This window comes from Bacillus cereus group sp. BfR-BA-01382 (genome assembly GCF_022663475.1).
Lineage (GTDB): Bacteria > Bacillota > Bacilli > Bacillales > Bacillaceae_G > Bacillus_A > Bacillus_A thuringiensis_S.
The window spans coordinates 22,265-34,973 of sequence record NZ_JAKUFQ010000003.1 but is presented as its reverse complement, the minus strand read 5'-3'; the positions used below and the strand labels follow the sequence as shown (position 1 = coordinate 34,973).

Here is a 12,709-nt window from a genome sequence, read left to right as displayed (position 1 = left end):
AGGAGGTTATTTCACATTCTCTCTCCTATCCCCATACACCATCTCTTCTTTCATCCCAAATCCATCACCATTTTGCACAATTTGCTCTGTCGGTGCAACTACACTTTCGGCAATTTTCCATTCCCCACGCTCTTTTACAAATACTTGTAGAAAATAGTTCATACCATCTAATTGATATGCATTTTCTTTTTTCACATTATAGTGAATCGCAATGTAGTACACTTGAATGTTTTCTTTCCCTATTTTTGATACGTATTGCGATAGTCTCGGTATATAAAGTGCTGCTTTCTGAAAAGATAGTTGCTTCGCTTTAACAAACGATGAACTTGTTACATTACGTAATGTGTCCCGATTACGAATATTATCGCTATGGTGAAATAATACTGCGTTTTGCATAGAACGAACCCATAATTTCGAATATAAAACTGTATTATCAGTTTCAATGTACTTCACTTCTTTTCGCACCACTTGGATAGGCGTATCTGCGTACGTGAATGTTTTAAAATAGAAAAAACTACCAAATAAAATGGTAAGTGCAGCAATATATTTCATAATCTTTCCTCCGATCTTTTAATTAAAGTATCGGAGTTTCAAAATATTTTTATTCAAAAGAAAAAGGATAGGAATGCTTTCGCTTCCTATCCTCATTTATTATAATACGCGGCCAAATAGTTCTAAGACCATTTCTATTTCTTGGTCGCTCCAACCTTTAAATCTCTCTTTATAATATTCTTTACGCACAGCTTCAAGTTTTTCAGTTACTTCTCTTCCGTGCTCTGTAATTTCTAAGTACACGATACGACGATCTGAATTAGAACGTTTTCTTTCTACTAATCCTTTTCGTACAAGTCGATCTGTAACAGCTGTAATATGACTGGAGGTTACGTTTACTTCACTCGCAATTTGCGAAGCCATCTGTGGACTGTTTAAAAATAACGCACGTAATACAGAAAATTCATTATATGGCATATGTTCTGCAAAACGTGTATTAATATCATTTTGTAATAAACGTATCATTTTTCGAAATGATGCAGATAAATCTAAAATCAGCGTTTCTCTTTTTTCGTTCAATAGCCTCGTCCCTTTTTTATCATATTTACACATATTATAATCTATAAATACCTATATTGTATATGATTTCTTTCCTCAACATTCTCATTTATGTAACTTTTTTCATATAAATTTCTTTTTTGTTCACACATATACATATAAAAAGGATGGTGATGGAAAATGCAGGGTGGAATAAATCCTTATTTACACAACGTACGCACAGCTAATACTGGTAAAGAAGCTACTATTACTGTACAAGGCGAAGGCGTTGTCAAAGCAAAACCAAACGTTGTTATATTAACGCTTGGCATTCGAACTGATAGTAAAAATGTAAAACAAGCGCAGGAAGAAAATGCAGTACAATCAAAACAATTACTGGATGCACTTAAACAGCTTGGTATTGCCGATAAAGATATAGAAACGATTTCTTATACGATCACTCCTCAATACGAATATGTAAATGATAAAGCATTGCTCCAAGGATACCGTGTGGAGCATTTGTATGAAATTACCGTTTTAAATGTACAAAAAGCTGGGGAAGTATATGATATAGCCGTATCAAATGGCGCAAATGTAGCAAAAGGTTTACGTTTCCGAGTATCTCATCCAAATAAATATTATGAGAAGGCTCTCATTCAAGCTCTGCACCAGGCAGTAGAAAAAGCTCGTGCTATTGCGAGTACATATAATCTAAATATTAATCCTGTTCCCCTCTCATTCGTTGAAGAATCTGCCCAATTACCACGGGAGGTTACGTCTTATGCTACTTTACATGCACAAGCAGCCCCGCCCATTCAATCTGGTGAATTAGAAATCATTTCATCCATACGGGCTATTTTTACGTATTTATAACGAATTCTCTTTACAAGTAAACGTTATCATTTTACTTGTTGTAAAAACATGATGTTCTGATATAATAAAGGACGGTGAGCTCTTACAAAAGAGATATCACGGGTGGGAGAGGGATATGAAAAAGAAGGTTTAACATGAAAGGAATACTTGAAAGAACATTTAAATTAGGTTTACACGAAACATCACCAAAACAAGAAGTTTTAGCTGGAGTTACGTCATTTTTCACAATCGTATATATTATGATTGTAAATGCGTCCATCTTATCAGATGCTGGCATTCCTCTTGAAGCTGGAATTTTAGCAACTGTTTTTAGTTCATTTGTCGGATGTCTACTCATGGCATTTTGGGCAAATGCACCTGCTATTCTTGTCCCTGGTATGGGTGTAAATGCATTCTTCACGTACACAGCTGTGCATACGCTTGGACTAACTTGGCAAGAAGCATTAGCTGCTGTCTTTATCTCTGGTATTATTTTTGCAATTGCCGCTTTTACACCAATCGCTCGCGTGCTATCAGTATCAATTCCAAAGTCATTAAAGGAAGCGATTACTGTCGGCATTGGATTATTTTTAGCGTTTATCGGATTGCAAAAAGGTGGTTTAGTCGTTTCGAACCCAAATACTGCTGTGGCAATGGGGAAATTAAGTAATCCTGTCGTTCTTGCGACATTACTTACTCTTATCATTGCACTTGTATTATTTATTCGTAACGTACGTGGAAACTTTTTATGGACGATTGCAATAGGAACTGGTATCTCATGGTTATTTGGTCTTGTGGATACGAGTCAAATGGGAAATAGTTCATTCTCATTCGCTAATTACGGTGATGTGTTTGGAGCTATGTCATTTGGGAAACTTTCTTCCTTACCATTTTGGATTGCAACATTCTCTTTAAGCATGGTGCTTATTTTTGAGAACATGGGACTTCTGCACGGTTTATTAGAAGATGATCGTAAATTCCCACGTGCTTACCAAGCCAATGCAATTTCAGCAATGACATGTGGTCTATTTGGCACAAGCCCTACCGTTTCAACAGTAGAAAGTGCCGCAGGTATTACTGCAGGTGGTAAGACAGGTCTGACGTCTATCGTTACTGGGTTGCTATTCTTTGCATCACTGTTTGCTCTTCCATTTGTCAAATTAATTCCTGATAGTGCCATTGCACCAATCTTAATTATTATTGGCGGTCTGATGATTACAAGCATTCAACAAATTCCTCTGAACGACTTTTCAGAAGGATTTCCAGCATTCTTAATTATCGTTATGATCCCGCTCACATATAGTATCGCTGATGGCATTGCGTTCGGATTTATTGCTTACCCTATCTTAAAAGTTGCTCTTGGAAAGCGTAAAGAAGTCGCACCATCTATGTATATCATTACATGCTTATTCTTAGCTATGTTTGTATTACATGCTATTGGTTAAGAAAAAACACCGAGGAAATCCTCGGTGTTTTTTACTTAAACCATCCTTTTTTATAAAACCATGCCATCATTCCGCCGCCAATTAATGCCATTAGAAGAAGACAAATAAAATAACTATATTGTCCACCAAGCTCTGGCATATGCGTAAAGTTCATTCCATATACTCCCGCAATAAATGTTAATGGCATGAAAATAGTCGAGAATACAGTTAATGTTTTCATAATGTTATTCATATGATGTGAGTTTAATGAAAAATAACTATCCCGAATATCCGCCGTTAACTCTCGACTTGCCTCAATCATTTCCGTAAGTTTAAGTAAATGATCATGTATATCTTTAAAATAAATCTCATGATCACTTATACCGTAAAAACGAGTGGAATTCAAAATACGATACAATAAATCACGCATTGGAATAATTGTACGTCTTAACTTAGATAAATCTGCCCTAATATCAAATACTTCTTCTAGCACGGCTCCTGCTGTCTCACCTGTTAAATTATCATCAATCGCATTTAAATGATCTTCAATGTAATATACAGGTGCGAAATAATCATCTACAATTTGATCAGTGATTGTATGTGCTACATGTAAAGGTCCTTTCTTAATCCGCCTCTTCTCACCAAGTGTTTTCCATACTCTTTCAATTGCATTATTATGAGAAAAATGGAAAGAAACAATATAGCGATCACTAACAAACAAATCAATTTCATGTGGTTCTAGCCCATCTTCTCCAAACGCGTGAAGAACTAAAAAGTTATATCCATCATAAAAATCAACTTTTGGCCTTTGTACATATTCTAGACAGTCTTCAATTGCAAGGGGATGGAACTTAAAATGGTCTTGCAGAATATATGTATACTCTTCTTTCGTTGGCTTATATAAATCTAGCCAATACCATACAATATGGTCTTTCTTTGTTTCTTCTAGAGAAACATCATATAATACTTCATCTGTTTTTGTTACTGCACAAATTCTAATCATAATTTCACCCATTATTATTATAAACAAAAAATAGTAAAAAAAGCCAAGGAGAAATCTCCTCAGCTTTTTTTTATTACTTCGTTACGATACCGTGTACTAAAGTTGGTGCATCTACGTGTTCTTTAGAGATCTTCATGTTCTCATAAATTTTCGCTTTTACATCTTCAACATTTTCGCGGTTCGCGTAAATTGTAACAAGGGATTCACCTTGCTTCACGCTATCGCCTACTTTTTTGCGCAGCATTAGACCAACTGCTAAATCAATTTCTGACTCTTTCGTTGCACGTCCTGCTCCTAAAAGCATTGCTGCTGTTCCGATTTCGTCTGCAACGATTTCTGATACATATCCGTCTTCTTTCGCTTCCACTTCAATTTTAAATTGTGCTTGTGGCAATTTAGAAGGGTCATCAACAACAGATGCGTCGCCGCCTTGCGCTGATAAGAACGTTTTAAATGATTCTAGCGCTTTTCCGTTGTTCATTACTTCAATTAGCTTTTCACGTGCATCTTCTAAAGATGAAGCTTGTCCAGCAAGGTACACCATTTGGCTTCCAAGTGTTAAACATAGCTCTTCTAAATCTTTTGGCCCTTTACCTTGTAATGTATCAATTGCTTCTTGTACTTCTAGTGCGTTACCGATAGCTTCACCGAGTGGTTGACTCATATCAGAAATAACTGCCATCGTATTACGACCAACGTTATTACCGATGCGTACCATTGCTTCTGCTAAACGTTTTGCATCTTCATCCGTTTTCATAAATGCACCTGCTCCAGTTTTTACATCAAGAACAATTGCATCTGCACCAGCAGCAATTTTTTTACTCATAATCGAACTTGCAATAAGCGGAATTGAGTTTACTGTTGCTGTTACATCACGAAGTGCATATAACTTTTTATCAGCAGGTGTTAAGTTACCACTTTGGCCGATAACAGCGATTTTGTTTTCATTTACAAGTCGCATGAATTCATCGTTTTCAATTTCCACATGGAATCCTGGAACTGCTTCTAATTTATCAATTGTACCACCAGTATGTCCTAAACCGCGTCCAGACATTTTCGCTACTGGTACGTCTAAAGCAGCTACTAATGGACCTAATACAAGTGTTGTTGTATCACCAACACCACCTGTCGAATGCTTATCTACTTTTACACCTTCAATAGCTGATAAGTCAATTGTATCGCCGCTATTTACCATTGCCATCGTTAAATCAGCACGCTCTTGGTCGTTCATATCTTGGAAGAAAATTGCCATTGCAAGTGAACTTACTTGATAATCAGGAATATCACCATTTGTATATCCTTCAACAATAAAGTTAATTTCTTCTGTCGTTAATGCATGTCCGTCACGTTTTTTTGCAATTAGGTCCACCATTCTCATTGTGAAGTCACCCCTTCATTTGTTTTACGATTGCTTTTACTAATGCTAAGAAGTTAGCTTTAACACGTTCTGTCGTTTCAATTACTTCATCGTGATGAAGTGGCTGATCTAAAATACCAGCTGCCATATTTGAAATACAAGAAATACCTAATACTTTCATTCCAGCATGACGTGCTACAATTACTTCAGGTACTGTTGACATACCAACTGCATCTCCGCCAAGTGTACGAAGCATACGAATTTCAGCAGGTGTTTCATATACAGGACCTGTCATTCCAACGTATACACCTTCTTGTACTTTAATATTTAAGTCTGCTGCAACTTGTTTCGCCATTTCACGAAGTTCTACTGTATACGATGTAGACATATCAGGGAAACGTACGCCCATTTCAGAATCATTTGGCCCGATTAATGGATTCGTACCCATGAAGTTAATGTGGTCTGAAATTAACATAAGATCGCCTGGCTCGAATGATGTATTTACACCACCAGCTGCGTTTGTTACAACAACCGTTTCTACACCTAGTTCTTTCATAACACGAACTGGGAATGTTACTTTTTGCATGTCGTATCCTTCATAGAAGTGGAAACGTCCTTGCATTGCTACTACTGTTACACCTTGAAGTGTACCAAATACTAGTTGACCTGCATGGCCTTCTACAGTTGATACTGGGAACTCAGGGATTTCACTGTAAGGTACTGTTACTGCGTTCTCAATTTCGTCTGCTAATACACCAAGTCCTGATCCAAGGATTAGTCCTACTTGTGGTGTCTCTTGAAATTTCTCTTTTAAGTATGAAGCTGATTTTGTAATAAGTTCACGATTCATTTGTTTATCCCCCTATTTCTTTAGCTCGTTTAAGAAGCTTGTTCCGTATTCTGGCATTTTCACACCGAAGTTTTCTGCTACTGTTGCACCAATATCAGCAAATGTTTGACGAAGTGGTAACTCTTGTCCGCCTTCTTTCATACTTGGGCTATATGCTAATAATGGTACATATTCACGTGTATGGTCAGTACCAGGGTGAATTGGATCATTACCGTGGTCTGCTGTAATTAATAATAGATCATCTTCTTGTAGTTTTGCGAATACTTCTGGAAGACGTGCATCATATTCTTGCAGAGCCTCTCCGTATCCTTGTGGATCACGGCGGTGGCCGAATAATGCATCAAAGTCAACTAAGTTTAAGAAGCTAAGACCTGTAAAGTCCATATTTAATGTATCTACAAGCTTATCCATTCCATCCATGTTAGACTTCGTACGAAGTGATTCCGTTACCCCTTCACCATCATAGATGTCAGAGATTTTACCGATAGCAATTACATCGTAGTCACTATCTTTTAATTCATTCATTACTGTACGGCCGAATGGTTTTAATGCATAATCATGACGGTTTGGTGTACGTGTAAAGTTTCCAGGTTCACCAACGAATGGACGAGCAATAACACGACCTACCATGTATTTCTCATCTAATGTTAATTCACGTGCAATTTTACAGATTTTATATAACTCATCAAGTGGCACTACTTCTTCGTGTGCTGCAATTTGCAATACGCTATCAGCAGAAGTATAAACGATTAAAGAGCCGGTTTCCATTTGCTCTTGGCCAAGTTCATCAAGAATTTCAGTTCCAGAAGCTGGCTTATTACCGATAATTTTACGGCCTGTTTTTTCTTCTAATTCATCAAGTAATTCTTTCGGGAATCCTTCCGGGAACACTTGGAATGGTGTATCAATGTAAAGGCCCATGATTTCCCAGTGACCTGTCATTGTATCTTTACCAGTAGATTTCTCTTGCATTTTTGTGTAATATCCAAGTGGTTTCTCTACTTTAGAGATACCTTTCATTTCACGAATGTTACCAAGACCCAATTTCACCATGTTAGGCATTTGTAAACCATTCATATGTTCAGCAATGTGACCAATTGTGTCAGATCCTAAATCACCAAATTGCTCAGCATCTGGTGCTTCACCGATTCCCACAGAGTCCATTACGACTAGGAATATACGTTTATATTTATTCATAACTGCGACCTCCTATAAGTTCAGTTCTACTTCTTGTAGTATGTTCAAAACGCTATAAAGTGAAACTGTTATCCATAAGAATTCTCATTGTCAAACAGTACTTCTTTAAACCATTCTCTAACCTATTTCGTTTTACTTGAAACGACTCAAAAACATTTCTAGTTTTTTCTAAGTCAGATGTCAGACATCTGATACTGATATCATAACATGTTTACGCTTTCTTTTTAATACATTTTCGTAGAATTTCTCATTTTCTTCACACTTCTATTGTAATCCATTCTGCAACGAAGTGCTAATTTTTTTATGATTTATTTCTTCATATTAAAAATAAAAAGTAGCTCTAAAGAGCTACTTTTTATTTTACTTCTATTGTTTCTTCTTTATGTTCATGCAATTCGCCTTTTCTTACATGCACTTTCACTTTGTAAGCACCGTTCTCTTTGAAAGTATGTTTCGTTTCATACTCTCCTTTATTCCCTTCTTTCGCTGGAATAAATTCGTGTTTTTCAACACCATCTTTCCAAATCTCTAGTTGTACTTCAGCACCAGTTAATGCTTCTTCTTTTTGCTTTAAATGAACTTTCATTGTAGATTCAGCATTTGCCTTTATGTCTCCAGCCATAAGATGGATCATTGTGTCACTTTTATGATCTCCATGTCCTGCACTGTGATCACTATTTTCTTTTTTCGCATCTTCTACTTTCGCATTTCCTACAGCAACTTTCACTTCCGGCATAACGTGCATTTCACGTGCATTTGTGTGAGCGATAATATGGTATACTCCATCCGTTTCGAATGTTTTCTCTACTGCATAAACACCTTTTCCTTTATGCTTACCATCTAACATCTCGTGCTTTTCGTCGCCATCTTTCCAAATTTCAAACTTTACATCATCGGCATCCGTTACTTTTTCTTTCCCTTGTGTAACAAGTGCTTGTACTTCTGTTTTTTCACCTGGTTTAATTTCTTTCGGATTTGTTTGGACTGCTACTTTTACAGCTTCAAGTTTCTGTTCTTTTTTCGGTTCTTCTTTGTTTGTATTACAGCCAGCCAACGCTAGCATCGCGATAAATAAAGTTATAATCAGTTTTTTCATCATCATTTCCTCCTTTATACTTTATTTAGTATAGAGGAAATACATTGTAATATTCCAGTCTTCTGCTGAAAATAATATACGAAATGTTTGTGAAGTTTCTGTGAAACGGTCTTCCCTTCTGAATCTATGAAAAAAGAGCATAGTAACTATGCTCTTGGATGAAACTGTTTATATACATCTTTTAATCTAGTTTTTGAAACGTGCGTATAGATTTGCGTCGTTGAAATATCTGCATGACCAAGCATTTCTTGTACAGCACGTAAATCTGCTCCATTTTCTAATAAGTGCGTAGCAAACGAGTGACGCAACGTATGAGGTGTAAGCTCTTTTTCAATATTTGCTTCTTTCGCTAATCGTTTTAATATTTTCCAAAATCCTTGTCTTGATAATCGATTACCATGATGGTTTAAAAAGAGTGCATCTACTACTTTTTTCCCCATTAATTCTCTTCTTCCTTTTTCAATATACTTTTGAATCGCTTCCGTTGCTAAACTTCCTAGTGGAATAATTCTTTCTTTATTCCCTTTCCCTATGCAACGAACAAATCCCATCGTTAAATGTACATCTTCTAAATTGAGTGCAATCAATTCTGAAACACGAAGTCCTGTCGCATACAGTAACTCTAGCATCGCCTTATCACGTATCCCAAAAGCACTTGTCATTTTTGGTGTTTGAAGTAACGCCTCTACTTCATCAACTGATAATACTTTTGGTAATTTCCGTTCCCCTTGCGGCGTTTCAATATGTACGGATGGATCGTGTTCTACCGCTCGTTCACGAAGTAAAAATTGGTGGAACGAACGAATTGATGCAATATGACGCGCCAATGTTTTCGAAGATTTTCCGTTTTCTTTTAAATACTGCAAAAAGTTAACAATGTGTAAACGGGTCACTTCATGAAAAGTTTTCGTCTGTTCCACATTTTGCAAATACTTTACGTAGCTTTTTAAATCCCGTTCATAAGATACTACTGTATTCTTTGCTAATCCTTTTTCGACAACCATATAATGAATAAAATCTTTTAATTGATCTTCCACTCTACACTACTCCCCATTTTCATAGAAAAACATCATTCTATTTACGAAAGCATCCTTTGCCGGTTCTTCATTCCCTGATACTTTTTCTACAGTCTCTTCTTTAGGTTTTTCATAACGATGATAGCTTTCATATTCTTCATTTATCCATAGTATAGCGAAATAAAACAAAATCGTACAACTTGTAAATAATAAAAATACTTTTATTCCATCAAAAGTTAATTTTAAAGCTCGGCGCATTGTAAATTCCTCCAAAATATAAGTTATTACAACATATGCCAAGCTTTCACCAATTTATACCTTATTCAAATAAAAAACCTCTTCCTAGATAAATAGGAAAAGGTTATTTTTCATCCGTTTCATTTTCTTGACAATTTTTACAAATCCCATGGAATGTTAAACGATGATCTTTCACCTTAAAGCTCCAGTCTCGTTCTACTTTCCTTTCCACTTCACCAAGTAAATCTTCTTGTATTTCTTGTACAGCACCACATTGTGTACAAATCAAATGATGGTGAAAACGCTGCGCACCTTCTTGGCGTAAGTCATAGCGTGAAACACCGTCTCCGAAGTTAATCTTATCGACAACTTTTAACTCAGATAATAGTTCTAAAGTTCGATAGACGGTTGCTAATCCGATCTCTGGCGACTTTTCTTTTACAAGGAGGTAAACATCTTCTGCGCTTAAATGATCTTCTTCATTTTCTAGCAGCACACGAACTGTTGCTTCACGTTGCGGTGTTAATTTATAGCTCGCTGCATGTAATTGCTTCTTAATTCGTTCAATTCTTTCTTCCATTCGGTACTACTCCCTCCTCGCCACTCTTACACCATTATATCAGAAGAAGGGCTTCTGTCAAAAGAAAAACAATAAAAACAAATTGATAATTATTCTCAAAAAATATTTATTTTTTATTAATAGCCTCAACAACTTCTTTCATTAAAACTGGTGATGCGTAAGCCTCCACACTACAAGCCATTGCTAATACTGCTCCAATTACAAGAAAGAAACATGTATACCGGATTAATAATGGTAATAGTGGCTCGGTTATTTTTCTAATAAATTGATGCCTAATCATCCGTAAAGAAAAACTTGCAGCAATGGTTGTCATAATGAGAAAGACTGGAATGATAATTAAATTTTGTGGCAAAACAGATACAAATGCTAATAATAGTCCATTCCATCCATGCTGACTTACTAAAAAACCAACTGTAAATCCAACAACAACTCCTTTTACAAATAATAAAATAAAAATAAGTGGTAATCCAATAATTGAAATCCCTAAAATCCAAATAAATCCGATGTATTTTAATTGCGAAAAGTAACTTTCTCGAAACATTTCGCCCGCAATGGCAAATTCTCCTTTAGAGACTTGTCCAAAAAAACGTTGTAAATAAAATGATAAATCTTGTTTTTGATTGATTTGTAAACTATTCACAAGAATGGCTCCAAATATTACTCCCATCAATAATAAAACAGCGTTAAATATATATAATGAAGAGTTTTCCTGTATGTGAGACATTACACGGTCTTGCCAATTTTTTCGCCACATTTTTCTTCCCTCCGTTCACACTCTTATTAAAAATGTATGAAAGAAAGAAAAAAGTATGACGAATTAACATTGAAATTCCGCTCTACTTTGCTAAACTAAAAAGTAGAGAATAGGAGGGATTTCTCTTGAAACCATTATTATTAGATTTTCCAACATTATTTCAAACTGAACGCTTACAAGTTCGTAAACCATTTCCAGGTGATGGTGCAGAAGTATATGAAGCAATCCAAGCTTCTCTAGAAGACTTAGTACCGTGGGTACCAATTAACGCTGAAACAGAAGAGAGTGCTGAAGAAATTGTTCGCGAAGCTCACGGACAGTTTTTACTTCGTGAAACACTTGATTTTCACTTATACGATAAAGTATCTGGTACATTCATCGGAGCAATTACACTAAAACCTGAAAACTGGGATATTCCAAAGTTTTCACTTCACTTCTGGTTGCATAGCGATTATACAAAACAAGGCTATATGACTGAAGCTGTTAAAGGCGCTATCCAATTCGCCTTTGATAAACTAGGCGCTAGAAGAATTGAAATTCGTACTGATGCAACAAATATAAATGCATGTAGCTTAGCAGAACGTTTAGAATTCATTCTAGAAGGTACAATGGAAAATGATTTCCTAGCACCAGACGGTAGCTTACGTGATGCACGTGTATATGCAAAAATCAATTAAAAACACTCGCCTTTGGCGAGTGTTTATTTTTGTAGTTGTAAATATTGTACTGCAAACATCGTCTTCGCATCATGAATACGAAGATTTTTCATAAGAGTAATCGCTTCTTCTAACGATACTTCCATTAATTCCACAAACTCATCTTCATCTAACTCAGCTTTATTTTCTTTTTTTGTCAAACCTGTCGCTTTATATACATATAAAATTTCATCTGCGAATCCTGGAGATGTATAGAAAGAAGTAATAAGCTCCATATTTTCACATACATATCCTGTTTCCTCTTCTAATTCACGAACTGCTGTTACCTCTGGTTTTTCACCAGGCTCTAACTTGCCGGCTGGAATTTCTATAATCGCCTTTTCAAGCGCTTTACGATACTGCTCAACAAGCACAATTTTCCCCTCATCTGTAATAGCAATAATCGCAACTGCACCAGGGTGATTTACAATTTCACGTTTACTCATTTCTCCATTTGGTAATACTACATCATCAACACGAACTTTTATAACTCTACCATCAAAAATCGGCTCAGTTTTTACTGTTCTCTCTGTAAGATTACTCATACTACTTCATCTCCCTGTTCTATTTCCTATTCTTTCTTCATACATTTTACCACATTGAAAGGAGCGTGATAGAA

15 protein-coding genes are annotated in these 12,709 nt (G+C 36.0%); 3 read left to right on the top strand and 12 right to left on the bottom strand.

Translation table 11 applies throughout. The features are described from left to right. Positions 1-6: 6 nt before the first annotated feature. Positions 7-552, bottom strand: coding sequence for a hypothetical protein (locus MR160_RS02155; protein WP_000873788.1), 546 nt, complete (start codon positions 550-552; stop codon positions 7-9). Between the two features lie 99 nt (positions 553-651). Beyond that, entirely contained in the window at positions 652-1,071 is a 420-nt protein-coding gene (locus MR160_RS02150; RefSeq protein WP_001003307.1) for a MarR family winged helix-turn-helix transcriptional regulator, read from the bottom strand. 159 nt (positions 1,072-1,230) lie between these two features. On the opposite strand from MR160_RS02150, the gene MR160_RS02145 reads away from it, so the two are divergent. Both MR160_RS02145 and MR160_RS02140 read left to right on the top strand, forming a co-directional pair. Then, positions 1,231-1,902, top strand: coding sequence for an SIMPL domain-containing protein (locus MR160_RS02145; protein ID WP_001161431.1), 672 nt, complete (start codon positions 1,231-1,233; stop codon positions 1,900-1,902). Positions 1,903-2,036: 134 nt separating this feature from the next. Further along, on the top strand, positions 2,037-3,326 hold the full coding sequence (locus MR160_RS02140; protein WP_000676243.1) for an NCS2 family permease: 1,290 nt from the start codon (positions 2,037-2,039) through the stop codon (positions 3,324-3,326). A 31-nt stretch (positions 3,327-3,357) separates the two neighbouring features. Here MR160_RS02140 and corA read toward each other — a convergent pair whose 3' ends face one another. The 9 genes from corA to spoIIM all read right to left on the bottom strand — a co-directional run bounded on the left by corA (position 3,358) and on the right by spoIIM (position 11,365). Then, the gene (gene corA, locus MR160_RS02135) at positions 3,358-4,320 is read right to left on the bottom strand and encodes a magnesium/cobalt transporter CorA (RefSeq protein ID WP_002026281.1); all 963 of its coding nucleotides are present in this window, start codon (positions 4,318-4,320) and stop codon (positions 3,358-3,360) included. Between the two features lie 61 nt (positions 4,321-4,381). Beyond that, positions 4,382-5,686 (bottom strand): pyrimidine-nucleoside phosphorylase, encoded by a 1,305-nt coding sequence (locus MR160_RS02130; protein WP_001243069.1) that lies wholly within the window; start codon positions 5,684-5,686, stop codon positions 4,382-4,384. A 7-nt stretch (positions 5,687-5,693) separates the two neighbouring features. Then, positions 5,694-6,515 (bottom strand): purine-nucleoside phosphorylase, encoded by an 822-nt coding sequence (locus tag MR160_RS02125; RefSeq protein ID WP_001078446.1) that lies wholly within the window; start codon positions 6,513-6,515, stop codon positions 5,694-5,696. Between the two features lie 12 nt (positions 6,516-6,527). Further along, positions 6,528-7,712 (bottom strand): phosphopentomutase, encoded by a 1,185-nt coding sequence (gene deoB / locus MR160_RS02120; protein WP_001046081.1) that lies wholly within the window; start codon positions 7,710-7,712, stop codon positions 6,528-6,530. Positions 7,713-8,067: 355 nt separating this feature from the next. Further along, positions 8,068-8,808: a FixH family protein gene (locus tag MR160_RS02115; RefSeq protein WP_000733456.1), complete on the bottom strand. Its 741-nt coding sequence runs from the start codon at positions 8,806-8,808 to the stop codon at positions 8,068-8,070. Positions 8,809-8,954: 146 nt separating this feature from the next. Then, positions 8,955-9,845 (bottom strand): site-specific tyrosine recombinase XerD, encoded by an 891-nt coding sequence (gene xerD, locus MR160_RS02110; protein WP_000390088.1) that lies wholly within the window; start codon positions 9,843-9,845, stop codon positions 8,955-8,957. Positions 9,846-9,851: 6 nt separating this feature from the next. After that, complete coding sequence (locus MR160_RS02105) at positions 9,852-10,082, bottom strand: YqzK family protein (RefSeq protein WP_001250432.1); 231 nt, start codon at positions 10,080-10,082, stop codon at positions 9,852-9,854. A gap of 103 nt (positions 10,083-10,185) precedes the next feature. Beyond that, positions 10,186-10,641 carry a ferric iron uptake transcriptional regulator gene (gene fur, locus MR160_RS02100; protein ID WP_000392657.1) on the bottom strand — a complete coding sequence of 152 codons (456 nt, stop codon included), beginning with the start codon at positions 10,639-10,641 and terminating at the stop codon, positions 10,186-10,188. A gap of 106 nt (positions 10,642-10,747) precedes the next feature. After that, positions 10,748-11,365 (bottom strand): stage II sporulation protein M, encoded by a 618-nt coding sequence (gene spoIIM, locus MR160_RS02095; RefSeq protein WP_223308695.1) that lies wholly within the window; start codon positions 11,363-11,365, stop codon positions 10,748-10,750. 155 nt (positions 11,366-11,520) lie between these two features. Here spoIIM and MR160_RS02090 point away from each other — a divergent pair, with 155 nt between their 5' ends. Beyond that, positions 11,521-12,072, top strand: coding sequence for a GNAT family N-acetyltransferase (locus tag MR160_RS02090; RefSeq protein WP_000803497.1), 552 nt, complete (start codon positions 11,521-11,523; stop codon positions 12,070-12,072). A 23-nt stretch (positions 12,073-12,095) separates the two neighbouring features. On the opposite strand, the gene MR160_RS02085 is transcribed toward MR160_RS02090, so the two are convergent. Continuing rightward, positions 12,096-12,635: an NUDIX domain-containing protein gene (locus MR160_RS02085; RefSeq protein WP_000067931.1), complete on the bottom strand. Its 540-nt coding sequence runs from the start codon at positions 12,633-12,635 to the stop codon at positions 12,096-12,098. Positions 12,636-12,709: the final 74 nt, after the last annotated feature.

Excerpts from the sequence above, each read along its gene's own strand:
- MR160_RS02155 (WP_000873788.1), bottom strand. The coding sequence starts at position 552 with ATGAAATATATTGCTGCACTTACCATTTTATTTGGTAGTTTTTTCTAT.
- MR160_RS02145 (WP_001161431.1), top strand. The coding sequence starts at position 1,231 with ATGCAGGGTGGAATAAATCCTTATTTACACAACGTACGCACAGCTAAT.
- MR160_RS02140 (WP_000676243.1), top strand. The coding sequence starts at position 2,037 with ATGAAAGGAATACTTGAAAGAACATTTAAATTAGGTTTACACGAAACA.
- corA (WP_002026281.1), bottom strand. The coding sequence starts at position 4,320 with ATGGGTGAAATTATGATTAGAATTTGTGCAGTAACAAAAACAGATGAA.
- MR160_RS02130 (WP_001243069.1), bottom strand. The coding sequence starts at position 5,686 with ATGAGAATGGTGGACCTAATTGCAAAAAAACGTGACGGACATGCATTA.
- MR160_RS02125 (WP_001078446.1), bottom strand. The coding sequence starts at position 6,515 with ATGAATCGTGAACTTATTACAAAATCAGCTTCATACTTAAAAGAGAAA.
- deoB (WP_001046081.1), bottom strand. The coding sequence starts at position 7,712 with ATGAATAAATATAAACGTATATTCCTAGTCGTAATGGACTCTGTGGGA.
- MR160_RS02115 (WP_000733456.1), bottom strand. The coding sequence starts at position 8,808 with ATGAAAAAACTGATTATAACTTTATTTATCGCGATGCTAGCGTTGGCT.
- MR160_RS02105 (WP_001250432.1), bottom strand. The coding sequence starts at position 10,082 with ATGCGCCGAGCTTTAAAATTAACTTTTGATGGAATAAAAGTATTTTTA.
- fur (WP_000392657.1), bottom strand. The coding sequence starts at position 10,641 with ATGGAAGAAAGAATTGAACGAATTAAGAAGCAATTACATGCAGCGAGC.
- spoIIM (WP_223308695.1), bottom strand. The coding sequence starts at position 11,365 with ATGTCTCACATACAGGAAAACTCTTCATTATATATATTTAACGCTGTT.
- MR160_RS02085 (WP_000067931.1), bottom strand. The coding sequence starts at position 12,635 with ATGAGTAATCTTACAGAGAGAACAGTAAAAACTGAGCCGATTTTTGAT.